The sequence below is a fragment of the Flavobacterium sp. 20NA77.7 genome (assembly GCF_031326205.1).
Taxonomy (GTDB): Bacteria; Bacteroidota; Bacteroidia; order Flavobacteriales; family Flavobacteriaceae; genus Flavobacterium; species Flavobacterium nakdongensis.
The window spans coordinates 996,196-1,020,983 of record NZ_CP133721.1 but is presented as its reverse complement, the minus strand read 5'-3'; the positions used below and the strand labels follow the sequence as shown (position 1 = coordinate 1,020,983).

Annotated in this window: 22 protein-coding genes; 4 read left to right on the top strand and 18 right to left on the bottom strand. The window is 31.2% G+C overall.

Annotated features, from left to right (window positions below):
* The first annotated feature begins 49 nt into the window (after positions 1 to 49).
* Complete coding sequence (locus RF683_RS04510; protein WP_309533004.1) at positions 50 to 628, top strand: hypothetical protein; 579 nt, start codon at positions 50 to 52, stop codon at positions 626 to 628.
* On the opposite strand, the gene RF683_RS04505 is transcribed toward RF683_RS04510, so the two are convergent.
* Genes RF683_RS04505 through RF683_RS04495 form a run of 3 tightly spaced genes read right to left on the bottom strand, consistent with a single transcriptional unit; the run spans position 629 to position 4,120 of the window.
* Positions 629 to 1,519, bottom strand: a complete 891-nt coding sequence (locus tag RF683_RS04505) for a Ppx/GppA phosphatase family protein (RefSeq protein ID WP_309533003.1) — start codon at positions 1,517 to 1,519, stop codon at positions 629 to 631.
* 4 nt (positions 1,520 to 1,523) lie between these two features.
* The gene (ppk1, locus tag RF683_RS04500; RefSeq protein ID WP_309533002.1) at positions 1,524 to 3,623 is read right to left on the bottom strand and encodes a polyphosphate kinase 1; all 2,100 of its coding nucleotides are present in this window, start codon (positions 3,621 to 3,623) and stop codon (positions 1,524 to 1,526) included.
* Between the two features lie 2 nt (positions 3,624 to 3,625).
* Positions 3,626 to 4,120, bottom strand: a complete 495-nt coding sequence (locus RF683_RS04495) for a SixA phosphatase family protein (protein WP_309533001.1) — start codon at positions 4,118 to 4,120, stop codon at positions 3,626 to 3,628.
* Positions 4,121 to 4,251: 131 nt separating this feature from the next.
* Between RF683_RS04495 and RF683_RS04490 the strand changes: the two genes are divergently transcribed.
* Together RF683_RS04490 and RF683_RS04485 are read left to right on the top strand one after the other, a co-directional pair.
* The gene (locus RF683_RS04490) at positions 4,252 to 5,160 is read left to right on the top strand and encodes a PorP/SprF family type IX secretion system membrane protein (RefSeq protein ID WP_309533000.1); all 909 of its coding nucleotides are present in this window, start codon (positions 4,252 to 4,254) and stop codon (positions 5,158 to 5,160) included.
* Between the two features lie 99 nt (positions 5,161 to 5,259).
* Complete coding sequence (locus RF683_RS04485) at positions 5,260 to 6,123, top strand: ecotin family protein (protein ID WP_309532999.1); 864 nt, start codon at positions 5,260 to 5,262, stop codon at positions 6,121 to 6,123.
* Between the two features lie 36 nt (positions 6,124 to 6,159).
* Here RF683_RS04485 and RF683_RS04480 read toward each other — a convergent pair whose 3' ends face one another.
* Positions 6,160 to 7,695, bottom strand: a complete 1,536-nt coding sequence (locus RF683_RS04480; RefSeq protein ID WP_309532998.1) for a YifB family Mg chelatase-like AAA ATPase — start codon at positions 7,693 to 7,695, stop codon at positions 6,160 to 6,162.
* 108 nt (positions 7,696 to 7,803) lie between these two features.
* Here RF683_RS04480 and RF683_RS04475 point away from each other — a divergent pair, with 108 nt between their 5' ends.
* Positions 7,804 to 8,646, top strand: coding sequence for a tetratricopeptide repeat protein (locus RF683_RS04475; RefSeq protein ID WP_309532997.1), 843 nt, complete (start codon positions 7,804 to 7,806; stop codon positions 8,644 to 8,646).
* A 76-nt stretch (positions 8,647 to 8,722) separates the two neighbouring features.
* Here RF683_RS04475 and RF683_RS04470 read toward each other — a convergent pair whose 3' ends face one another.
* From RF683_RS04470 to RF683_RS04405, 14 genes are all read right to left on the bottom strand, one after another.
* Positions 8,723 to 10,723, bottom strand: coding sequence for a protein-disulfide reductase DsbD family protein (locus tag RF683_RS04470; RefSeq protein ID WP_309532996.1), 2,001 nt, complete (start codon positions 10,721 to 10,723; stop codon positions 8,723 to 8,725).
* A complete protein-coding gene (tilS, locus tag RF683_RS04465; RefSeq protein WP_309532995.1) occupies positions 10,707 to 12,026 on the bottom strand; it encodes a tRNA lysidine(34) synthetase TilS in 1,320 nt (439 codons plus the stop codon). The genes RF683_RS04470 and tilS overlap by 17 nt, the downstream gene beginning before the upstream one ends.
* Before the next feature lie 4 nt (positions 12,027 to 12,030).
* Positions 12,031 to 13,332 carry an anthranilate synthase component I family protein gene (locus RF683_RS04460; protein ID WP_309532994.1) on the bottom strand — a complete coding sequence of 434 codons (1,302 nt, stop codon included), beginning with the start codon at positions 13,330 to 13,332 and terminating at the stop codon, positions 12,031 to 12,033.
* Between the two features lie 3 nt (positions 13,333 to 13,335).
* Positions 13,336 to 13,746, bottom strand: coding sequence for a hypothetical protein (locus tag RF683_RS04455; protein WP_309532993.1), 411 nt, complete (start codon positions 13,744 to 13,746; stop codon positions 13,336 to 13,338).
* A 14-nt stretch (positions 13,747 to 13,760) separates the two neighbouring features.
* On the bottom strand, positions 13,761 to 14,705 hold the full coding sequence (locus RF683_RS04450; RefSeq protein WP_309532992.1) for an NAD(P)H-dependent flavin oxidoreductase: 945 nt from the start codon (positions 14,703 to 14,705) through the stop codon (positions 13,761 to 13,763).
* On the bottom strand, positions 14,705 to 16,324 hold the full coding sequence (locus tag RF683_RS04445) for a S8 family serine peptidase (protein WP_309532991.1): 1,620 nt from the start codon (positions 16,322 to 16,324) through the stop codon (positions 14,705 to 14,707). Before RF683_RS04445 ends, RF683_RS04450 begins: the two co-directional genes overlap by 1 nt.
* A 30-nt stretch (positions 16,325 to 16,354) precedes the next feature.
* The gene (gene mnmA / locus RF683_RS04440) at positions 16,355 to 17,542 is read right to left on the bottom strand and encodes a tRNA 2-thiouridine(34) synthase MnmA (RefSeq protein ID WP_309532990.1); all 1,188 of its coding nucleotides are present in this window, start codon (positions 17,540 to 17,542) and stop codon (positions 16,355 to 16,357) included.
* Positions 17,542 to 18,300: a toxin-antitoxin system YwqK family antitoxin gene (locus RF683_RS04435; RefSeq protein WP_309532989.1), complete on the bottom strand. Its 759-nt coding sequence runs from the start codon at positions 18,298 to 18,300 to the stop codon at positions 17,542 to 17,544. The genes mnmA and RF683_RS04435 overlap by 1 nt, the downstream gene beginning before the upstream one ends.
* Before the next feature lie 205 nt (positions 18,301 to 18,505).
* A complete protein-coding gene (gene yidC / locus RF683_RS04430) occupies positions 18,506 to 20,404 on the bottom strand; it encodes a membrane protein insertase YidC (protein ID WP_309532988.1) in 1,899 nt (632 codons plus the stop codon).
* Between the two features lie 59 nt (positions 20,405 to 20,463).
* Positions 20,464 to 22,068 (bottom strand): CTP synthase, encoded by a 1,605-nt coding sequence (locus RF683_RS04425; RefSeq protein WP_309532987.1) that lies wholly within the window; start codon positions 22,066 to 22,068, stop codon positions 20,464 to 20,466.
* A gap of 148 nt (positions 22,069 to 22,216) precedes the next feature.
* Positions 22,217 to 22,447, bottom strand: a complete 231-nt coding sequence (locus RF683_RS04420) for a DUF3820 family protein (RefSeq protein WP_309532986.1) — start codon at positions 22,445 to 22,447, stop codon at positions 22,217 to 22,219.
* Between the two features lie 71 nt (positions 22,448 to 22,518).
* Positions 22,519 to 22,827 (bottom strand): hypothetical protein, encoded by a 309-nt coding sequence (locus RF683_RS04415; protein ID WP_309532985.1) that lies wholly within the window; start codon positions 22,825 to 22,827, stop codon positions 22,519 to 22,521.
* Positions 22,828 to 22,847: 20 nt separating this feature from the next.
* Positions 22,848 to 23,252, bottom strand: a complete 405-nt coding sequence (locus tag RF683_RS04410) for an OsmC family protein (protein ID WP_309532984.1) — start codon at positions 23,250 to 23,252, stop codon at positions 22,848 to 22,850.
* Positions 23,252 to 24,751, bottom strand: coding sequence for a LysM peptidoglycan-binding domain-containing protein (locus tag RF683_RS04405; protein ID WP_309532983.1), 1,500 nt, complete (start codon positions 24,749 to 24,751; stop codon positions 23,252 to 23,254). Before RF683_RS04405 ends, RF683_RS04410 begins: the two co-directional genes overlap by 1 nt.
* Positions 24,752 to 24,788: the final 37 nt, after the last annotated feature.

Below are 24,788 nucleotides of genomic sequence, written 5' to 3'. Positions count from 1 at the left end.
AAATAAAAAAATACAGATATATAATTGCCTAAAAATAAATTTTACATATATGAAAAAAATACTAGTTATCTTTTTAGTCTGTTTCACTCATTTTAGCTTTGCTCAAACTAAAAATTGTGATTTTGAAATTAATGATGTAACCGACACTACATCTGTCAAAGTGCTTCCAGAAAAAATTATGAACGAAAATATTTTTGGAGGAACAACTAGTTTACTTTCTTTTAAATTGTATGAAATAGATGGTGTTTTAGGTTTAAATTTTCAATACATACAAAAAAGTAAAGATTTTTTAAATCCATATTGTATTGACAAGAACACAAAAGTATATTTGGAATTAAATAACGGCAAACAAGTAAAGCTAATTAACTCTGTTTCAGAAGAATCTTGTAACGAGATAACGTATGATGCTGTAAACAAAAACAACATACGAATACTCAATGGTTATTTCAATTTTACGAAAGAAAATTTTGAGTATTTAAAAACCGAAAAAGTGATGTTGTTTCGAATTGAATCGGAAATTGGAAATTTATCTTTTGTTTTAACTTCTAAAATAGATTCTGAAATTATTAAAAAAAGCTTTATGCCCGAACAATTCTTTATTGAAGCCTTACCATGTTTCGGATTTTAATTAAATAGTATTGTAATACATTGCTTTTACAATGCCATCAGACAAACCAATTTTCGGCACATAAATATGCTTTGCTCCACTCCATCTCATAGCACAAAGATAGATAGTTAATGCAGGAATAATTACGTCTGCTCTATCTTGATTTAGCCCTAATTCTGCAATACGTTGCTCGTATGTTAATCCGTTTAAATAATCAAATTGATTCTTTAAATATTTGTATGACAAGGGTTTGTCTTGGGATTTTCCTGAAAGTTTGAATGTTTTATTTATATTTCCTCCGGAACCAATTAAAATAATATTTTCAATTCCTTCGGTATGTGTTTTAATCCATTTTTCTATTTCTTGCCACACTACCTCATTTACCATATTATTTAACAAACGAACCGTTCCATTTTTAAATGATTTTGACACCACTAATTTTCCATTTGAAAACAACGAAAACTCTGTACTTCCACCGCCTACATCTACATATAAATAATTTTCATTTGTTTTTATAAATTGGTGTAAATCAGATGCAGTAATAATTGCAGCTTCTTTTTTACCATCAATAATATCAATTTTTATATCAGACTTTTGTAAAACAATATCTACTACATCTTTACCATTATACGCTTCACGCATAGCAGATGTTGCACATGCCATATAACGTTCTACCTTATACACTTTCATTAATAATTTAAACGCTTTCATGGCATCAACCATTCTATCAATATTTTCTTCAGAAATTTCTCCAACAGTAAAAGCGTCTTGCCCTAAACGGATAGGTACACGAATTAATGCGCTTTTATTAAATTGAGTAGCTTTATCTTTTTGTTCTACAATATTGGTAATTAATAAACGCATAGCATTAGAACCAATATCAATTGCGGCATATTTCTTAATTTGAATCATCTATCTATACTATTTCTGAAATAACTTCGAGTTGATTTTGATAATGGATATACATTTCTTGTTGCGCTCTAAAAACGCGTTCATTTTCTGTCCGAACTCTATATTTATTATCAAATTTGTCGGAATGTAATCTTGCTTTTACATTCGCTTTCCAACTAATTTCAAATGTATCTAATAAATCCTTTTTAATTTCTTCATCATATATCGGACAAGTAACTTCAACTCTTGCATCTAAATTACGAGTCATAAAATCTGCCGAGGAAATATAAATTTCAGGATCATTATCATTACAAAAAATATACACCCGAGCATGTTCAAGATAATTATCCACGATACTAATCGCTTGAATATTATCACTCATCCCTTTTACCCCTGGAATTAAACAACAAATACCTCTAATTACTAATTGAACCTTTACTCCTGCTTTACTTGCTTCATATAATTTATCAATCATTTTATAATCAGACAAGCTGTTCATTTTTAGCTTGATATAGGCTTGTTTGCCCTCTAAAGCGTTTTTTATTTCTTTATCAATTAACTTTACAAAACGCGCACGAGAATAATGAGGAGAAACAATTAAATGCTTGTAACGGTGAACTCTATAGTTCACTTCAAAAAATTCAAAAACTTTTGAAGCATCTTTTAAAATTCTATTGTCGCTGGTAAATAGGGTTACATCGGTATATATTTTCGCTGAATTTTCATTAAAATTACCTGTTGAAATAAAACCATATCGTTTTACAACCTCATTTTCAACACGTTCCACCACACATAATTTGCTATGTACTTTTAATCCTTTCACACCAAAAATAAGTTGGATACCTTCTTCTTGCATTTGTTGGGCATAAAGTATGTTACTTACTTCATCAAAACGAGCTTGAAGTTCAATTTGTACAGTAACTTTTTTGCCGTTTTTAGCTGCATTAATTAATGAACTTACAATTTGAGAATTACTTGCTAATCGATACAACGTAATTTTAATGGATTGCACTTTTGGATCTAGCGCAGCTTCACGCAAAAATCGAATTACATAAGAAAATGACTGATAGGGCGCGTGTAAAATATAATCTTTTTCACTTATTCGTTTTAATAAACTACCATCTAAGTCTAATCCTGGTACGGGTAAAGCTACATTTTGTTTATATAACAAATCATATCTTCCTAAATTTGGAAAATCCATATAATCACGTCTATTATGATAACGTCCGCCAGGAATAATAGAATCCGAACTGTCAATTTTCATACGTGTTAAGAAAAAATCTAATGTGTCTTTTTCAATATCTTGATCATACACAAAACGCACGGGTTCTCCTACTCTACGTTCTTTTACACTATCAGAAATTTTTTCGATAAAACTTTTACTTAAATCACTATCAAATTCTAATTGTGCATCGCGCGTAATTTTAATCATATGAGCCGAAATACTTTCATAGTCAAAAATATTGAAAATAGTGTGTAGATTATAACGAATTACATCATCTAATAAAATGATATATTGCTTTTCATTAGTTGAAGGTAAAACAACAAAACGATTAATTGTCTTGGGGATTTCTACAATAGCATAACGAACTTCTTTTGGACTCAATATCTTTGAGACCAATGAATTGGAACTCGGTTTCATCGCTAATTTAACAGCTAAATAACCCGAAGTATCTTTTATAAGTGGAAATTCTCGCAAGTCATTTAACATAATTGTTACTAACGCTGGACTTACTTTTTGATAGAAAAAATCTTTAATAAAGACTTCTTGTTCCTTATTAATTTCCTTTTCATTAATGATATAAATGCATTGTTTTTCAAGCTTTTTTTCTATATCGTTTAGAATGCGCAAACTTTCAGATTGTTGTTCAATAACAATTTCTGTAATATCTTTAAGTAATTGGTCTGCAGTAATTGCTCCCAGAATGGGTTTAGTGTCAATGCCTTCTAGACTCATTCGTCTAATTGCAGCATACCGAACTCTAAAAAATTCATCTAAATTATTTGAAAAAATACCTAAAAATCGTAATCTATCTAATAACGGAACTGTTTGATCTGCTGCTTCTTGTAAAACTCTTGCATTAAAAGTCAACCAACTTTTTTCTCTATCAATGTATGTATTCATGCTTATTTGTATCGCTCTATTTTTTTAGGAAAAAATAAATTTACAATTTTTCCTTTTTTTATTTTTTGCCAACAAGTTGTTTCAAATTGAATATGAATTAATCCTGATGTAGGAACATGCTCTATTTTATTATTACCAAATTGATTTACAAAATTAGTAATTGCATCATTATGACCAAAAACAATTAAGTTATCAATATTCGTATCACAAGTTTTAATTATTTTTGTTAACTGACTGACATCAAAGGTATATAAATCATTCCGAAAAATAATATTTTCTATTGGAAATTGCATGTTTTGGGCAAAAATATAGGATGTTTCTTGTGTTCTTTTGGCAATACTACTCCAAACTAAATATTTTTTGGGTAAAATTGAAAGAATTTCCGATGAAATATACAAGGCGTCTTTTATGCCTTTTGCAGACAAAGGTCGGTCTATATCACTAAGCGGTGCTTCCCAACTTGATTTTCCGTGACGAATTAAAATTAAGTTTTTCATAGCGTACCAATTTGTAAAAATTAAATTTACAAAAATTATTTATTTTAGCTCTAATAAATTCTTATATCTTAATTTTTATATCTCACTTTAATAAAAATTATGTACGTTTGATGTAATTTTATTGAAATTTTATGCTGAAATATGGTCTATATATTACATGTTGCTTGTTTGGAGTGATAAGTTTTGCTCAACAAGACTCTCAGTTCACACAATACATGTATAATACTGTAGCCATTAATCCTGCATATGCAGGAAGCAGAGAAACTACATCTATATTCCTGCTTCATAGAAATCAATGGTTAGGTCAAGATGGTGCACCTATTACAAATGTAGTTGCTTTGAATAGCGGGCTATTCAAAAATCAGATAGGAATTGGACTTTCATTTTCAAATGACAATATTGGTGCCACAACAGAAAATGTAGTTTCTGCAGATATGGCTTATAATATACAATTTAGTACAACCTCAAGATTGGCATTTGGTTTAAAAACAAGTGCTAACTTTTATAGTTTAGATGCAAACAAATTAAATATATTTCAGCAAAATGATCCAGAATTTCAAAATTTAAATAGAAAAATATCACCCAATATAGGTGCTGGTATTTATTATTATTCAGATAGTTTTTTTACTGGATTCTCTGTTCCTAATTTCATTAAAACCAAATACTATACTGATAATGAAATTTCAATTAATAAAAAATCAATTCATTATTATTTTTTAGCAGGATATATTTTTACCATCAACCCCACTTTAAAATTTAAGCCGTCCTTTTTATTTAAAGTGACGGAAGGCGCTCCTTTTCAATTAGATATTAATGCTAATTTTTTAATACAAGATAAGTTAACTATAGGAGGTTCTTACAGAATGGGGTCTGCCGTAAGTGGTTTAATTGGGTTCCAAATTTCAACTAGTTGGTTTTTAGGCTATGGATATGATCAAGAAACCACACGATTATCGCATTTCAACAAAGGTTCTCACGAAGTATTTTTGAGATACGAAATTTTTAAACCCACTCGTGTAGTTTCACCACGGTTTTTCTAAAAAAATTTCAATACATAATGATGTGTAAGTACTTTTTGTAAGACGTATTTTTAATACATTCGCAAAATAATTTTTATGCACAAAAGAATGAAGTTAACTATGAAACTTATTTTAGCATGTGGTTTATTACTTACATCTTTACTAAAAGCCCAAGAAGGGAATGACAAAACTAATTTAGAAATGTTTCCCAAGCCTGAATCAGGATATAAGCAAGTATATATAGAACTTCCTACGGAAAGTAATGAAGTAAATTTTAAAGTAGAATTATTTATAGGAATAGAAGCAACAGTAGATTGCAATTATCATACATTATTGGGCACTATTCAAGAAAACAACCTTGAAGGCTGGGGTTATACATATTATCAGGTAAAATCAGAAGGAAAAATGACATCAACATTAATGGGTTGCATGAATAATGAATTAACTAAAAAATTCATACATATGCCTTCACAAATTATAGCATACAATAGTAAGCTTCCTATTATAGTTTATGTTCCAGCTAATTTTATCGTTAAATATAAAATTTTTAAAGCATCTGAAAACTTTTTAGATGCTAAAACAAATGAAGAAAATACAACGCCTACACCTCCAATATTAGGTAAAATTGATTATGTACAACTACATAATTATTTCATTAAGAATACAGTTAAAAAAGTAAAAACCAAAATTACATCTCAAAAAGAATTTGATTCCTATTTTGGCGCTGCAACAGTTATGGGTACGAACGGAAAACCAACCTCCATTGACTTTACCAAACAAACTGTAATTGCTATTTCAAAAGAAGCAACAAATTACAACACATCAATTGAAATTACAGGAGTAGCACTGGGTTCCATGGGAGACATAATCGTTTCTTACAAAATAAGTAAAGGAACTAAACAAACGTATACTTCTCGCCCTTTAGCCTTACTAGTCATTGATAAAAACAATACGGGTAAAGTAATTTTAAAAGAAATTAAGTAGTATAAAGTCATAAGCCCAATATGATTGGGCTTTTTTTTATCCTAACCAACCTTCTCTATCTAAACTTCTATACTGAATGGCTTCTGCAATATGGTGAGAAGCAATAGAAAGTGATCCTTCTAAATCTGCAATGGTTCTCGATACTTTTAATATTCTATCATACGCTCGTGCGGATAAATTCAAACGCTCCATTGCGGTTTTCAATAATTGAAGAGAAACATCATCTAAAGCACAAAATTCTCGAATTAATTTACTACTCATTTGTGCATTATAATGGATATGTTGGTAGTTTTCAAAACGTGCTGTTTGAATAGCTCTAGCTAATGTTACCCGCTTCCTGATTTCAGTACTGCATTCTGCTTTTCTTGTATCAGATAATTTTTCAAAAGGAACTGGAGTTACCTCAATATGAATATCAATACGATCCAATAAAGGCCCTGAAATCTTGCTTAAATAACGTTGCATTTCCATGGGAGATGTTGAAACGGGAGCATTTGGGTCATTAAAATATCCACCAGGGCTTGGATTCATACTCGCTACTAACATAAAAGAAGAAGGATAAGTAATCGTAAATTTAGCTCTTGAAATTGTTACTTCTCTATCTTCTAAAGGTTGGCGCATAACTTCTAACACTTCTCGTTTAAATTCGGGCAATTCATCCAAAAATAATACACCGTTATGTGCCAATGAAATTTCTCCTGGTTGCGGATAACTTCCCCCACCAACTAATGAAACACTTGAGGCTGTATGATGTGGAGAACGAAAAGGTCTTTGCGTTAGTAAGCCCGTATCTTTAATTTTACCTGCTACAGAATGAATTTTAGTTGTCTCTAATGCCTCTTGCATAGACATAGGTGGCAATATGCTTGGCAAACGTTTAGCTAACATTGTTTTTCCTGCTCCCGGTGGCCCAATTAATATAATATTGTGTCCACCTGCTGCAGCAATTTCCATACAACGCTTAATACCTTCTTGGCCTTTAACATCAGAAAAATCAAACTCTGAAAAATCTAGTGTTTTTGTAAATTCTGCTTGCGTATCTATTCGTGTTGGAGTTAAATTTCCTTTATCTTCAAAAAAATCAATTACTTGAAGTACATTTTCTACACCATAGACATCTAACCCTTCCACAATAGCAGCTTCTTTTACGTTTTGAAAAGGCAAAATAATTCCTGTAAATCCTTCTTCTTTAGCTTTAATGGCAATTGACAATGCACCTTTAATAGGTTGCAAACCACCATCAAGCGACAACTCTCCCATAATGATATATTGACCCACTTTATCGGGCTGAATTTGACCTGACGCCGCTAAAATACCAATAGCCAACGTAAGATCATAAGCAGAACCTTCCTTACGTAAATCGGCAGGAGCCATATTAATGGTTATTTTTTTTCCGGGAAGTTCGTACTGATTATTTTTTAGGGCGGCAGCAATTCTATAACTGCTCTCTTTGATGGCAGAATCTGGCAGTCCAACTAAATGGTATCCAATTCCTTTATCAATATTTACTTCTACAGTAATGGTTGTGGCATCTACACCAAAAACGGCGCTACCGAAGACTTTTACTAACATGGCTTATAAATTTTTATTGGCTTATACGGGTACAAATGTAAGAAAATAAATTAAAAATAACTTTTTTAATTTCACAATATTTTATAAATTTATAGAAATTATATAAAAATGAAATCACAATTTTTAACTTTTTTTTTATTTATTAGTTTATTTGCTTCTTCACAAGACAAACTAATTTTTAATAAAAAATTCACCGAATGTGAAGATAAATGGGTTGCATTTACTTCTGATTCTTTAGGTTACCATAGCTTTGGATTTATTTATATTGATGAACAGGCTGGATTAACTTTGGATTATTCTGGTTCTTTTAAAATAGATGCCAATGGTAAAATAATATTGGAAAAAAAAGATATTAAAGGTGCAATGAAATATCGCTTACAACCAAATAGTGTTAAAGTTAGTATTGTTCCAGAATCATTTTACAAAGACTTACAAATTGAAGCAGTCCCAGAATGGCTTAAATTTTACAAAACGAATGAAAATTCAATTGAAAGATTATATAAATGGGGATATATGTATAATGGGTGGAATGAATGTCAAACAGCTTTAACTTTTCTTGAAAAAGCCTACAAAATTAATCCGAATTTTAAAGATTTAAAAGTTGAATTAGGCTTCTCATATAATTGTTTAAGTAACTTTGAAAAAGCTATAGTAATTTTAAAATCAGCACTTGTAGAAGCCCCTACAAGTGCTTATATCTATAAAGAATTATTATATGCTCAAATTCATAATGGACAATTAGAAGATGCTATTAATACTTATGATAAAATCATCAATGAAATTACAGATAAAACTTATAATGGCGAAAATGCATTCAACATTCTAGGAGAATATTTCCGTCAAAAAAATATTGAAAAATTCAATCAATGGATTAAAAAAACAAGTATTGATAAAGATTCTCGATTTATTAAATACATTGAACAAATGAAATATGAATTAAATAAAAAATAAAAAATAGAAGATGAAGATTAAAGAAAAGACCTAACAGTAAATTATTGTTAGGTCTTTTTAATTTCAATTTAAAAATCTATTTTTTATTAGCTAAGGTAATTCCGTCTTCCAACCATTTTTTATATTCTTGAACATCAGTAGTATAAGCAATTGGTTTTGACACATCTTCACCTTTAGCATTTAAAATTACATATAAAGGTTGGGCATTACTAGCATACCTTGTAATTTGAAAATCAGTCCATTTATTACCTATTGTAATAACTTCTTTTCCAGTAGTTTTAGAAATGTATTGCTTATCTTTTGGTAAATGAACTTTTCTGTCACAATACAATGAAATTAGAACTAATTCATTTTTAATTAGCGGTAAAATTTCAGGCTTTGACCAAACTTTATCTTCCATTAATCTGCAATTTGCACAATTATCTCCCGTAAAATCTAACAAAATAGGTTTGTTTACTTTTTGGGCATAGGCTAATCCTTCTTCATAATCTTCAAAGGCAATGATTCCATGAGGTCCTAGATGCGCATGTTCAGGTAAATCTGATTTTGAAGTATTTTGAGTAGTACCATTGATGCCTTGTGGGATTTCACTGTATGTTGAAGGAGGAGTTAAGCCACTTAAAATTTTTAAAGGTGCTCCCCATAATCCTGGTATCATGTAAACTGTAAAAGCTGTTACAATTATGGCCATCGTTAGTCTTCCTACCCCTATTTTATCTGCTTTTTCATAATCGTGCGGTAACATATATTTTCCAAATAAATACAAGGCCCAAGCGGTAAAAATAGCAATCCAAATGGCGATAAACAATTCTCTTTCTAGCCAATGTTTTTGATAGGCTAAATCGGCATTTGATAAAAATTTAAACGCAAAGGCTAACTCTAAGAAACCTAATGAAACTTTTACGGTATTTAGCCATCCACCCGATTTTGGCATTGAATTTAACCATCCTGGAAACATAGCAAACAACATAAATGGCAATGCAATGGCTAATGAAAAACCAAACATTCCTACTATAGGTGCCATCCCTCCATTTCTAGAAGATTCAACTAATAACGTCCCTACAATAGGTCCTGTACAAGAAAACGAAACAACAGCTAAGGCTAACGCCATGAAAACAATACCTATTATTCCCCCTTTGTCCGCTTTAGAGTCAATTCTTGTAGCCCATGAACTAGGTAAAACAATTTCAAAAGCACCTAAAAAAGATAAGGCAAAAACAACTAAAAGCCCAAAGAAAATAATATTAAATGTAGCGCTAGTCGACAATTCATTTAATGCTTCTGGACCAAAAACAGCTGTAATTACAGAACCAAGTAGGACATAGATGAGTATAATAGATAAACCATATAATATAGCATTTCTTATACCTTCAGCTCTTGATTTACTTTGTTTTGTAAAAAAGCTTACCGTCATAGGAATCATTGGAAAAATACAAGGCATCAAAATAGCTGCAAATCCTCCTAATAAAGACAAAATAAAAATTGTCCATAAACTTTTATTTTTCTCAGGTGTATGCGACTGATTAGTAGCTGTTTTTTTTGTTGATTTTACTTCAATACGTTGATTAGAAGTGGAAGTACTAGAATCTGGAACTACTGTTTCAGTAGTAGCAACTGTATTTGTTGCCTCTATAGGTAATGAAAATTGTAAATTAGTTTCTGTAGGTACACATTTACCTTCTATACAAGCTTGACCTTCTGCAAAAACAACAATATTTTTTAATTTCGTATTTATAACTTTTATACGTTGTGTAAATGTTGCAGAACCTATAAAATAATACTCATCAATTTCAAATATCTCATTAAAGGTCTTTTTGTATTTACTTTCTTTTGTTTTTCCGATTAATTGATAATTTCCTTTCTGATTTTTATAATTAAAAATCAACGGTCTTGCGCCACCATCAGGTGTGAATTGTGAGTATAAATGCCAACCCTCCTCAATTGTTGCAGATGTAATTAAGTCAAATTCACTTTCTGATAGTTTGACTACTTTTGCAGACCATTTTACTGGCTCTACAATTTGGGCTGTTCCAAATAAAACAACTACTAAGGCTATTATACTAAATACTTTTCTCATTATTATAGGTTATTTTAATTGTATTTATAGTTTCATTTTTTGACATAAATCGTGCATCTGCTCTGTGACCAATTATCCATACTATTTGACTATTACTCTCTAAAATCCAAATAGATTGTTTTTCAAACAAGGATAACTTTTCATCTTTAAAATACTTACTTACTTTCTTTTTTCCTTGCATTCCTGAAGGATAAAAATAATCTCCTTCTTCCCACTTTCTAATTGTTAAAGGAAATTGAAGTACGTCTGCATTTACAAATATAGTGTTCTTATCTAATGTAGGTATGTTACTTTGGTTACACAAGACTAATTTTAACGGAAAATTCACACTTGAATCAATGGTATTTATAGCATACGTTTCAGAACTTGATGGCTCTATTCTAGCAACAATTAATTCGGTTCTATTTTTCAGCAACACATGTGTGGAGGAAAAAATTTGTTTTCCTGATTGAGCTTCTACTAATTCTGCAATATCGTTCCAAGCTTTAAAACCATATTTTTTTAACCATTGGTACAAATAAAAAGAATAATTTGGTATTTTTTTTAATTCTAAAATATTTATAATTAACTGATTTTCTGTATTTTTTATAGCTTTATCGAAATAAAAACTTGAAATTTTATCGATTGCATTTTCGGCTTCTCTTAAATGTGAAATGGTTTGTTTAAATGCGTTTAAAAAGCTAGGATTTAGTTCTTTTAAAATTGGAATTACTTGATGCCTTACTCTATTCCTAAGGTATTTATCTGATGAATTACTACTGTCTTCTCTCCAAGAAATAGCATTATGAATAGCATAAGCCGTTAATTCTTCTCTAGAATAAGGCAAAAGGGGCCTTACAACAATACCATTTACTTCATTTATCCCTGTTAAACCCTCTAAACCTGTACCTCGAGTAAAGTTAATCAAAAAAGTTTCCACTTGATCATCTAAATGATGAGCCGTTAAAACAAAATCATATCCATGTTTTAAAGCAAGTTCTTGAAACCATTGATAACGTAACTCACGCGCTGCTACTTGTATAGATTTTTTAGTTGTATGGGCATACTTTTCAGTGTCAAACCGTTTACTAAAACAAGCTATTTTTAGACTATTTGCTTGATGTTTTACGAATTCTTCATCTGCATCGCTCTCTTCTCCTCTTAAACTAAAATTACAATGTGCTACACTTATATTCAATTTTAACTGCTGCATGATAGCTAACAAAACCATACTGTCTAACCCTCCACTTACAGCCAGTAACAATTTACTTTTCATTAAAAAAGGCAGATTAGATTTGATATGTTTATGTACAGCGTTTATCATGTTATTAATTTAAAACTTCAAATAATGCCTTAGCTTTAAGCATACATTCTTCATACTCCATTTCTGGAATAGCCTGAGAAGTTATAGCACTCCCAACAGAAAACGATAAATACTGATTGTTAGCATTGTACAAAATACTTCGAATTACCACATTAAAATCAAAGTTTCCTTTTGGTGTAAAATAGCCAATGGCTCCACTGTACAAACCTCTTTTATTTTCTTCTAATTCCTCTATAAACTGCATTGCGGCAATTTTTGGAGCCCCTGTCATGCTACCCATTGGAAAGGTTGTGCGTAAAATTTCTACGGGTGCGGTTTGCGAACTCACTTCTGAAACGATTGTTGAAATCATTTGATGGACTTGTTTGTATGTAAATACCTTACAAAGCTCTTCAACTACGACACTACCTTTTGTAGCGGTTTGTGACAAATCGTTTCGCACTAAATCAACAATCATTATGTTTTCTGAACATTCTTTACTATTCTTACTTAAATTTTCTTTTAAGCGTTCGTCTTCTTCGACATTTGTACTTCTTTTGGCCGTTCCTTTTATAGGTTGAGATATAATTTTAGTTCCTTTTTTCTTTACATAACGTTCGGGCGAAGCAGAAGCTACAAAATGCTGATGCTTCTTAAAATATACTGCAAATGGAGGAAAAGAAATTTCATTTAATTTATAATACACCGCTAATGGATTAATGGTAGCCTTTTCAGCATAAAATTCCATACAATAATTAGCCTCATACACCTTACCTTCTTGAATGTATTGTAGCATTTTAGCCGTTTTCTCTAGATAGACATCTTTAGAAATTCGAGGTTTAATTTCTAAAGATGTATTATTTTTATCCATTAATGAATCAGTCTGAAAATTTGAAATCTCTTCAAAATCCGATTCTAATTCATCATCGCACATATTTAAATACAACATTTCTACCTCATTTCCTTTTACTAAAAAAATTTTCTTAGGTTGAAAGAAAAACAATTCGGGAAATTGTAAACCGTCAAAATTTGTTGAAGCGAGTTCTTCAATATCATTTTTTAAATCATAGGAAAGATAACCAAACAACCAATCTTTTGTTATGGATTGATAAATATGCAATTCTTCAAATGCTTTTTCATAATCGGTTTGAATAGACGTAAATGCATCTACTGCAACTACCAAATCATATGAAGCATACAACTGGTTTAAATTTTGTTCTCTATTACTATCTAAACAGATGCATGTATCAAATTGATTTGCCCAATGCATAAGTTGTTTTTTGAAAACAGCTACATTTTGAATATATTTTGAAACAGAATAACGCAATTTTTATTTGTTTTCGCCTAAATAAATTAAATCATACTGAATCATCATTTCATCATTAGCAATGTAAATTTGCTTTAAAGTTGCTTTTTCTTTGGGAGTAACGACTGTAATTACTGTATCTAATCCTTCATTATCTACACAATAATATTTATTTGAAAAACCAGTTGCTGTTTCAACTCTATCTTCATATTTATAAATATTATACAGTTGAATAATTTCAGAATAAACAACAAAACGATTCTTGTCTCTATCTAAATTAATGAATAATTCTGTCGGTTGAGTTTTAGTCCATTCTGACCAACCTTTTTTAGTTTTCTCTGAAACAGAAAAACCTGTAGTTTTGAATTTATAAGTCTGAGCAACTGCAACTTGTGAAAGAAAAATCACAAATAAGGCTAAAATTATTTTTTTCATTGGTGTCATTAAAATTAAAAATTATAATTATGTATTGAAGCTTTGGCTAATTCAAATTCAGCCATAATATTTTCTATTAAGACCGCTACAGGTTGTATGTCATGAATAAGTCCCGCAATTTGACCTATTTCAAGCTCGCCTTCCACTAAATCACCTTCAAACATTCCTTTTTTGGCTCTTGCCCTTCCTAATAAGTGTTTTAAATCTTCTATAGATGCACAATTAGCATAGGCATTTTGCACATCATTGAAAAATTTATTTTTTATCAATCGCACGGGTGCCAATTCTTTTAATGTAACTAACGTATCTCCTTCATTCGTCTCAATTATTGTTTTTTTAAATGCCTCGTGAGCACTTGACTCTGTTGAAGCTGCAAAACGACTTCCCATTTGTACCCCGTCGGCACCTAAAATCATTGCAGCCAACATACCTCTTCCTGTTGCAATTCCTCCTGCTGCAATTAAGGGTATTTCAATATTCTCTTTTACCATAGGAATTAAAGTCAATGTTGTTGTTTCTTCTCTTCCATTATGACCTCCTGCTTCAAACCCTTCGGCAACAACAGCATCTACTCCAGCTTCTTGTGCTTTTAAAGCAAATTTTGAGCTACTTACCACATGTACAACTGTAATGCCATGCTCTTTAAGAAAAGGTGTCCAAGTCTTTGGATTTCCTGCGGAAGTAAATACGATTTTAACTTGTTCCTCTACGAGTATTTGCATTACTTCTTCCACATTTGGATATAGCATCGGAACATTAACCCCAAATGGTTTATTAGTTGCTTTTTTACATTTTTGTATGTGCTCACGTAAGACATCTGGATACATAGACCCTGCTCCTATTAATCCTAACCCACCTGCATTACTTACAGCACTTGCTAATTTGTAACCGCTATTCCAAATCATTCCTCCCTGAATGATAGGGTATTTTATTCCAAATAATTGAGTTATTCTATTCACTATTTTTTAATTATTTTTCCTTTATGGGATTTTTTTGCATCTAATGTATAATAATAAACCCCTGTTTTAAAATCTTCCACATCAATAAATGCATTATAAGACCTTTCAAATTCTTTAATAGAAATTAATTGTCCCATTACATTATAAACAGAAATTGTTCCTTTATCAGAAGCGTCTTCGATATGAAAGAAAACTAAGTCAGTTGTTGGATTTGGGTAAATATAAAAATCATTTGAAATTTCTATTATTTCCATATTCATAGCATTGTTTAAGGCCAATTGAAAATCTGGAATACCGTAGCCTTTTTGAGGTGTTGGGCTATTATATTGATCTGCTGATTGCTTAACAAACTGAACCACTTGAGCTGCTGTTAAGTTAGGAACAGCTGACCAAAAAGACGCTACCATTCCAGCCATAATGGGGCTTGAAAATGAAGTTCCACTTCCCGTTACTATAGAACCCGTAGTTGTACTAATAGTTGCATTTAAACCTTTTGCACACACATCTGGTTTTACCCTATTATCATAAGATGGCCCTATGGAACTAAAATAAGCATAGGCTTCGTTACTATCTACAGCGCCAATCGTTAAGACACCTATAGCATCTGCAGGTGTACCTATATGAGGATTTGATGTAGCACCAGAATTACCTGCGCTTATAACAACTACTATACCTTTTTGAAAAGCCATATTAGCTCCTCTGGCTGCAAATGTTTTTATTCCTGTCATGTCTGCATATTGATAGGAATAGTTTGGATTATCATATTCAAAATAACCTAATGATGAATTAATAACATCTGCACCATAATAATCGGCTAATTCTGCAGCTTCTACCCAATAGGATTCTTCCACTGGATTTTCTGAATTTACATCTTCTGTAATAAATAAATAATAGTTAGCATCAGGTGCTGTACCTACTAGCTGTCCGTTTACATTTCCTCCCATACAGGAAAGCACCATAGTACCATGATTATGACGTGTAAAATAATTTGAATTGGCATCTGGAAAATTATATCCTCCTAAAATTTGATTATTTGTAAGCAAACTTTGGAAAGGCGCAGCAGTATCAACGCCAGTAAATCCCGAATCTAATATTGCGATTATTTTACCTTGGCCAGTATAATTTTGTTGGTGCAATAAATGACCATTTAGCATTTCTATTTGATTAGCTGATGTTCCGTAGTTGTAATTTACTTGTACATTCCAGTTTTTTGCACTTGAACTATTATTTTGAGCTGAAACAACTCGGCCGGTAGGATTTAAAGCATGATTTGCATATCGCACATGTGAAACAAAAGTCAAATTTGTTAACGACTGAATAGAAGCTTGAGTCCCACGTATATGAAGAGCATTTAGCCATTTTGATTTAGCCATTACAGTAATTCCTGGAACAGCTGTTATTTGTGTAATGTAAGATTGTTCTACAGGAACATCTGTAATATCTAAAGAAATATTTTGAGCTGCTCTTCTATCTAATGCTCTTTGGGTTAGCATAGATAGAGGATTTCCTAAAAATGAATTTGCACTCGGTTTATCATTAAAATATACCCAAGCATCTTCAATTTGAGAAAAACTGAATTGAAATATAAAAATGAATACTAAAAAATAATTTTTCTTCATAGTGTCAATTTTTATCAAATATAGGGAATTTTAAGAAATAACGCCACTACCTAGTAGTTCTTCATTTTCATACCATACAACAAACTGACCTTCAGTTATAGCCGATTGTGGCTCGTCAAATCTTACATACATTCCTTTCTCAAATTGATATAAAGTAGCTGGTTGCAAAGTTTGACGGTATCTTATTCTTGCTTTTACAACACGACTTTGATGTGAAGCTAATCTTAAATCTTCTCTTACCCAATGAACTTCATCATTTGAAATGAATAATGTTTGTTTAAATAAACCTGGATGTTGACTACCCTGTCCCGTGTAAATTATATTCTTTTCAACATCTGTTTCAATGACAAATAAAGGTTCTTTAGTACCTCCTACATTTAAACCTTTACGTTGGCCTTTAGTAAAATACTGTGCACCTTGATGTTTTGCTTTAACAATTCCCAATGTTTCTGCATATATTTTGTTTGCAGATTCGTAAGCTAATTGGGCTTCAAAATTAGCATGTACAGGTTGAGGTTCTTGATAAATAGCTGCGTTTTCAGGAATCTCTATAATTAATCCTTCTTTAGGCTGCAATTTTTGTTGTAAAAATTCGGGTAATCTAACTTTACCAATAAAACATAATCCTTGTGAGTCTTTCTTTTTAGCTGTAATTAAATCTGCTTTTGCTGCAATTTCTCTTACTTCTGGTTTCGTTAATTCACCTATTGGAAATAATGCTTTTGCTAATTGCTGTTGAGACAATTGACACAAAAAATACGATTGGTCTTTATTTATATCTTTTCCCGCAAGTAATTGGTGTATTTCTTGACCTTCAAGTTGCAATGTGTTTTTTCTGCAATAATGTCCCGTAGCTACATAATCAGCTCCTAGAGATAAAGCTATTTTCATAAAAACATCAAACTTTATTTCTCTATTGCATAGTACATCAGGATTAGGTGTGCGACCTTTTTCATATTCATTAAACATATAATCCACAATACGTTCTTTGTACTGTTCTGAAAGGTCAACGGTTTGAAAAGGAATACCTAATTTTTCAGCAACTAAAAGGGCGTCATTACTATCTTCAAGCCATGGGCATTCATTTGAAATAGTAACAGAATCATCGTGCCAATTTTTCATAAAAAGGCCAATGACTTCATATCCCTGCTCTTTCAACAAATAAGCTGCTACACTGGAATCTACTCCCCCAGAAAGTCCTACTACTACTCGCTTCATTATTCTTTTTTTTCTATGTTTTTAGTGGCTTTTTCTATTACTTTCATTCGCTTTTCTTCAAATTTGATTAACTCTTTAGAAAAATTTCGGGCTTTCACTTCTTTAAGCACCTTATCATTTTCATAAAATTTCCACATTCCTACCCTCACGCCTTTTTTATATTGCCCTTCATATAGTTTAATGCCTTGTCCATCATAATAAGTTGCTGTTCCTTCTAAAAGATCATTTTTATATGTTAATGCTTCTATAAGATTTCCTGCTTCAGAATATATTTTTGCAAGTCCATTTTTTTTACCTTCTGTATAAAAAACTTCTTCAGCTAGTTTTGTGTTTTTAAAAAACACTTTTCGCCAACCAGAAAGTTTTCCTGAGTTATAGAACTCTTGCGTCATTAACTCTTTTGATTCTCTATGGTAATACTTCCATTCGCCTTCATAAACTTTATTTACAAGTAAACCTTCACTTACTTTAAATCCTTTTTGATCAAAAAAAGTAATATAGCAAGAACCATCTCCTTTCGAGAAATCCCGAGTAGCAATTAGAGAGGCCGCTTTAGTATCGTCATAATATTTAAAAATTCCTTTTTCTTTACCATGCTCAAATGTGCCTTCATAACGCAAACGTTTCGAACCTTCATGATACCCTTTCCAAATACCATGTCGCAATCCTTTATCATCTAATTGATTACTCGTTTCCTGGGCGTGTAACTGAGTTATTGCTGTGCATATAATCCCTATTAAAAGATATATTTTTTTCATATGTAGATAATTATTTTTTTTCATTGGTCATATGGTATCGCCTATCTTCATAGGTGTTTGCTTACGCAAACTAGTTGTTAATGGCGATTTCATTTATAAACTTATTTGAAAAAATACTATTCACTAATTTTATTTAACTATGTAAAAGTATAAAAACTTTACATTTAGTACTAAAAAAACCTGTCCGAAAGAACAGGTTTAAAATTTATTTTTTATTTTTATTAGCTGCCTTCTGCGCCTCTGCCTGCTCCATCATTTCACGCATTTTCTTTTGAAATTTCGATTCTGTTTTCGGTTTCGATTTATTTTCTTGAATTTGGGCGTGAATTTTATCTTCTTTTACAATATAATTTTTAATCACTAACATGATACCAATTGTGATTGCATTTGAAATAAAATAATACAAAGACAATCCAGAGGCATAACTATTAAAGAAGAACAACATCATTAAGGGAGAGATATAAATCATCACTTTCATTATTTTGCTCATATCTGGCATACCTTCTTGTGGTGGTGCTTGCATAGCTTGATCTCCCGTAGTCATTTTCATATAGAAGAAAATTGCAATAGCAGCTAAAACAGCAAATAAACTGATATGATTTCCAGTTAAAAATGAAACGACTGGAATGTGCTCTTTCCATGAAAGTATAGCGTCATAAGACGATAAATCGTCTGCCCATAAGAAACTTTTTTGTCTTAAATCAAACATAGACGGGAAGAACTGGAATAACGCATAAAATACAGGCAATTGCATTAAAGCTGGCAAACAACCTGCCATAGGGTTTACACCTGCTTTAGAATACAACGCCATTGTTTCCTGTTGTCTTTTTAAAGGATTTGATTTGTGTTTTTCATTAATTTCAGTTATCTCTGGTCGAAGCACTTTCATTTTTGCCTGAGACAAATACGATTTATAGGTAACAGGAGACATAACTATTCTCACTAAAATAGTAAAGAAAATAATAGCTAATCCAAAAGGTAAAAATCCAGATATAAAACCAAATACTGGAATGAAAATATAACGGTTTATCCAACCGAATATTCCCCAACCGAGCGGCATTACTTCATCTAGGTTTTTGTTATATCCATTTAAAATTTCATATTTAGCAGGACCATAATACATGTTCATATTATATGCTAAATTTCCATTTTTAAATTCAAGCGGCATTTTTGCATTGAATTCTTTTGTAAAAATGGTGTCTTTATTTTGATCATCAACTAAATTATCAGATTTTAATTGTACCGTTTTAAAATGTGTATCTGTTAATAATATAGAGGTAAATAAATGCTGTTTGAAAGCAATATAACTCACATCTTCAGCTGTTTCTTCACCATCTTTAGCTGCATTTAAATAATCATCTTTTCGCCCTTCATATTCATATACTAATTCTGTATAGCGGTTTTCATATGAAACGCTTTTTTCGTTTCTATATGTTTTTAACTGCCATTCTAAATCAAGCGGTTTTGATGTATTTAAAACATTTTCTAATCCTTGTGTACGAATTGCGAAATCTAACATATATTCGTTAGGCTTCATAACATAACGGTATTCTAAAAATTGATTTTCACCCGTTTTTAGTTGCATCGTCAAAACTTGATTTGCTCCTTCTTTAGTTAATTTTGGTGTAAAATACAATTCTTTAGAATGTAATACTCTGCTATCTTTAGTTGTTAAAACTAAATTTAATTGAGAATTGTTATTTTTTATTAATTCTACAGCTTGTTTAGAATCTTTTTTAATGGATTCAAAACCTTTTATTAAAGCTTCTTTGATGTATCCACCTTTATTTGAAATTTTAAGTAACAACACATCATTTTCTAATACCGTAACTGTATCTTTTGCTGATGGTAATGTTGCTGAATAAGCAAAAGCGCCTAATTTTGATTGAATTGCTGCTTGAGCAACAGTATCTGTTACAATTGGCTTTTCTTGAATCGTGGAAGTTGCACTCGTTGGTTTAACTTCTTTTTGTGCGTTTTCTTCTTTAGCTTTTTTAGCTTGTTCTTCTTTTGTGGGTTGATTAGAATACATCATCCACATTAATATTCCAAAGATTAGTGTAAATCCAATAAATGATTTAAAATCAAACTTTTTTTCTTCCATTTTTATTTTATTAACAAACTTTAATTTGCGACCAAATTACGTTATTTTTTTTAAACTTATTATTTTAATACTGAAGCAGCCACTAATCCTAAAAATAAAGGATGAGGATTAATAACTGTACTTTTATATTCTGGATGGTATTGAACACCTATAAAGAAAGGATGATTAGCTAATTCTACCACTTCAACCAAACCTGTATCTGGATTTAAACCTGATGCAATTAAACCTGCTTCTTCCATTTGATTTAAATAGGCTCCATTAAATTCATAACGGTGACGATGTCTTTCTAAAATATCGGTTTTAGAATATAATTTTTGTGCTAATGTATGCTCTTTTAATTGGCATTTCCAAGCACCTAAACGCATGGTTCCTCCTTTGTCTGTTATGTTTTTTTGATCATCCATTAAACTAATAACAGGTGCAGATGTTGTAGGATTCATCTCGGTTGAATTTGCATCTGTTAATCCTAAAATATTACGTGCAAATTCAATAACTGCCATTTGCATGCCTAAGCAAATACCTAGAAATGGTAAGTTATTTTCACGCGCATATTTTACAGTTTCTATTTTTCCTTCAATACCACGCTCACCAAATCCTGGCGCTACTAAAACCGCATCTAATCCTTTGAGTTTTTCAGCTACATTCGTTTTATCAATATATTCCGAATGAATACTTATAACATTTACTTTTGTTTCTAACGCTGCGCCTGCATGAATAAATGCCTCTAAAATAGATTTATAAGAATCTTGTAATTCGACATATTTACCCACTAAACCTACATTAACTTTGTGCTTCGGATTTTTATGTTTTTGTAAAAATTCATTCCATTGTGCTAAATCAGGCGACGCTTTTTCTGATAAGTTTAATTTTTTAAGTGCTACTTTGTCTAATCCTTCTTCAAGCATTAAATTAGGCACATCATATATAGTTGAAGCGTCTATAGATTGTATAACTGCTTCTTTTTTTACATTACAAAACAATGCTAATTTTTGTTTTAATTCGGCGGACAACTCATGTTCAGTTCTACACACTAAAATATCAGCTTTAATACCACTTTCCATCAAAGTCTTAACAGAATGTTGCGTAGGTTTTGTTTTTAATTCGCCTGCAGCAGCCAGATAAGGAACTAAAGTTAAATGAATTACAATACCATTTTCTTCTCCTAATTCCCACAATAACTGTCGTACCGATTCAATATAAGGTAATGATTCAATGTCTCCTACAGTTCCGCCAATTTCAGTAATTACAATATCATAATCACCAGTTTGACCAAGCAATTGCATGCGTTCTTTAATTTCGTTAGTAATATGAGGCACCACCTGAACTGTTTTTCCTAGAAATTCTCCACGTCTTTCCTTCTCAATTACCGACAAATAAATACGTCCTGTAGTAACGTTATTTGCTTGCGAAGTAGGCACATTTAAAAATCGCTCATAATGACCTAAATCTAAATCGGTTTCTGCGCCGTCATCCGTTACATAACATTCTCCATGTTCATAAGGATTTAAAGTACCTGGATCAACATTGATATACGGGTCAAATTTTTGAATGGTAGTGCGGTAGCCGCGTGCTTGTAATAATTTAGCTAAAGATGCTGCAATAATACCTTTTCCTAGCGAAGAGGTTACACCACCTGTAACAAAAATATATTTGGTTTGATTCATTGTGTGTTGTTTGTATTAGTTGTGTTGTTTCCTTCGACAAGCTCAGGATGAAAGTTGTAATAATTTATAAAAACGAGCAAAGATAATATTAATTAGTCAATGTGACAATTAGTCGATGTATCAATTTTGTAATTAAATTGTAAACAATTTATTTTTTTTTGGGAAAGTTTTTACGGATGTTTCGAATCAATTCTTCTAACCCATTTAGTTTAAGTTCATAAACTAGTTTTAATTGTTCGCCTAATTGTCCTTTTGGAAAACCTTTATTGGCATACCAAACCACATAATACTCTGGTAAATCAATAAGAAAACGTCCTTCATATTTACCAAAAGGCATTTGAGTATGGGCTAGTTTGATGAGGAGTTCTTGGTTGGTCATTTTTTTTTAGAGGATAGTTGAAAGAAAAAAATTTTATAATTTTAAGAAATATAATCCATAATCAAAAAAAATCAAGTTATTTTTTGATTATCATAGGTAATTATAAAATCTTTTGCTTCTGACATTTTCAAAGGATAAGCAACTTTTATTACTTCATCATTAATAGTCTGGTAGATACTTTGATATCTAAAACCATTTTCAATCAAAAATTTAACAACAAACCATTGCTTATCATCCGACTTTCTTGGAGGTTTGAATTTTTGATTTACTTGAAACATTTTCTCACCACAATCAGGGCAATTTGAATCATATAACATTTCAAAATTCGTACCTTGACTAAATGCTTTTTTGCAATTCAAACAAACTTTTTTATATCCCATGATTTAAAAATTTATAAAAACTATTTCCAATTAAAAACTATTTCCTTTTCAATATCGGGATGCAAACTGTAAAATACAGGACAAGTCATTGCGGTTCTCTCCAAAATAGTTTTTGTTTTTTCGTCGGGATTGATGGAAAAATTAAACGTTACATGGATTTCGGTAATTCTGCGGGGTTCTGTTCCCATAATTTTAGTTACTTCAGCCGTGGAACCTGAAAAATCAACATTCATTTCTCTAGCTTTAATTCCCATAACGGTAAACATGCAACTAGCCAATCCATTAGCAACAGTGTCGGTTGGAGAAAAAGCTTCTCCTTTCCCATTATTGTCTAGCGGTGCATCCGAAATAATTTCTGAACCCGATTGCAAATGAATTGAAGATGTACGTAAATCACCTAAATAAGTTACTTTTGATGTTGCCATTATTGTGCTTGTTTTATTGTTAAATCATCATTATAATACATCATATAAACAGCCGTATTGGCATTGTTTACATACTTAAATTTACTTTCTATTTGTTCAGAAACTTGCGTCTGAGCCGAATTGATAAAGCCTTCTTCTTGACACATTCTTAAAATAGTATCAAAGGTAACATCAAAACCGCGTGTTGCATATTGATTTGGCGCTATTTTATTTTCTTTTCTAAACGAAGTAGCAAAATAATTCGCTTCAATTGATTCATTTTCTCTTAACGCTGAAGGATAAAGCATTTTCAGATAAGCCAAATTTTTAACTTTAACATCTTCAAAATCTAAAGCATCGGTATGATCAAAAATAACTAATTGAATGTCAAATTCTTTTTTAAATTTCACTAAATTATTTACCACAGAAAGCACTTGCATAATTTTATCTGAATCTAAAATCACAAAATTCTTTTTACCTTTTTTTAACTGAGCCTTAAATGATGTAAAATCAAAAACACCTTTGTCATTAAAATAATATTGAATTACCTCTTTTTGATTTGTTTTAATATAGGTACTTAAAGGCGTTTTGCCTGTCGCATGAATAGCAAAAATAACGTCTGATTTTGAATACATATACGTAAATGAGGCTTCTCGTTGCATTTCTTCTGAAGGCATTGCATAGAATACATTAGCACCACCTTTTCCAGTTTCTTTCATTAAAGGTGAAATAATGGGTACATTGTACGATTCCAATAATTGCCCTGCTGTTTCAACAAAAGCATTAGTAAAAGGCCCAATCACTGCATCCACATTTGAAAAATCATTATTTTTTATAATAGCCGCCACATTTGAGGAATATTTAGACGACTCCGCATCGTACACTTTTACAGAAATTGGCAGTCCTAATGTTTTAGCTGAATCTATAGCTTGTAAAGCGCCAGCGTAAAAATCTAGGGTAATATTTAAAAATTTATCTGTTTTAAGATATTCTGTTTTAGTTTTAGTAGAATCGTTTTCAATTCTATTAATATTAAATGGCATTAATAAAACTAAATTTCTCTGTTTCGATTTATTTGCAGAGGCTAACAAATCAACATTTTTTTCAGATGATAAATCCAAAGGCAATGCACTTTTTTTGGTAGGCAAAACTAATTGTACACCTTCAGACAAGGTATCTTTGATACTAGGATTTTTAGCTAAAATAGTGTCAACGCTAATTCCAAATCTTTTCGAAATGGCATACAACGTTTCTCCTTTTTGAACAACATATGTTGTGTCATTTGCAGTAGTTACAATAGTAGAAGGCAAACCATTTTTACTAGGAATTAGTAACGTTTGATTTTCCTTAATTCCATTGACTGCATCAGGATTGTTTTTTATAATATCCTCGGGTGTAATTTGATATTTCTTGGCAATAGCATATAACGTTTCACCTTTTACCACAACATGTGTAGCATTCTTCTGTCCCAAAACACAAAAGAAACTCAAACAAAAAATTAGTACCCAAATATTCTTCATTTTATAATATTATATTTAATCCTTTGGGTGTAATTAG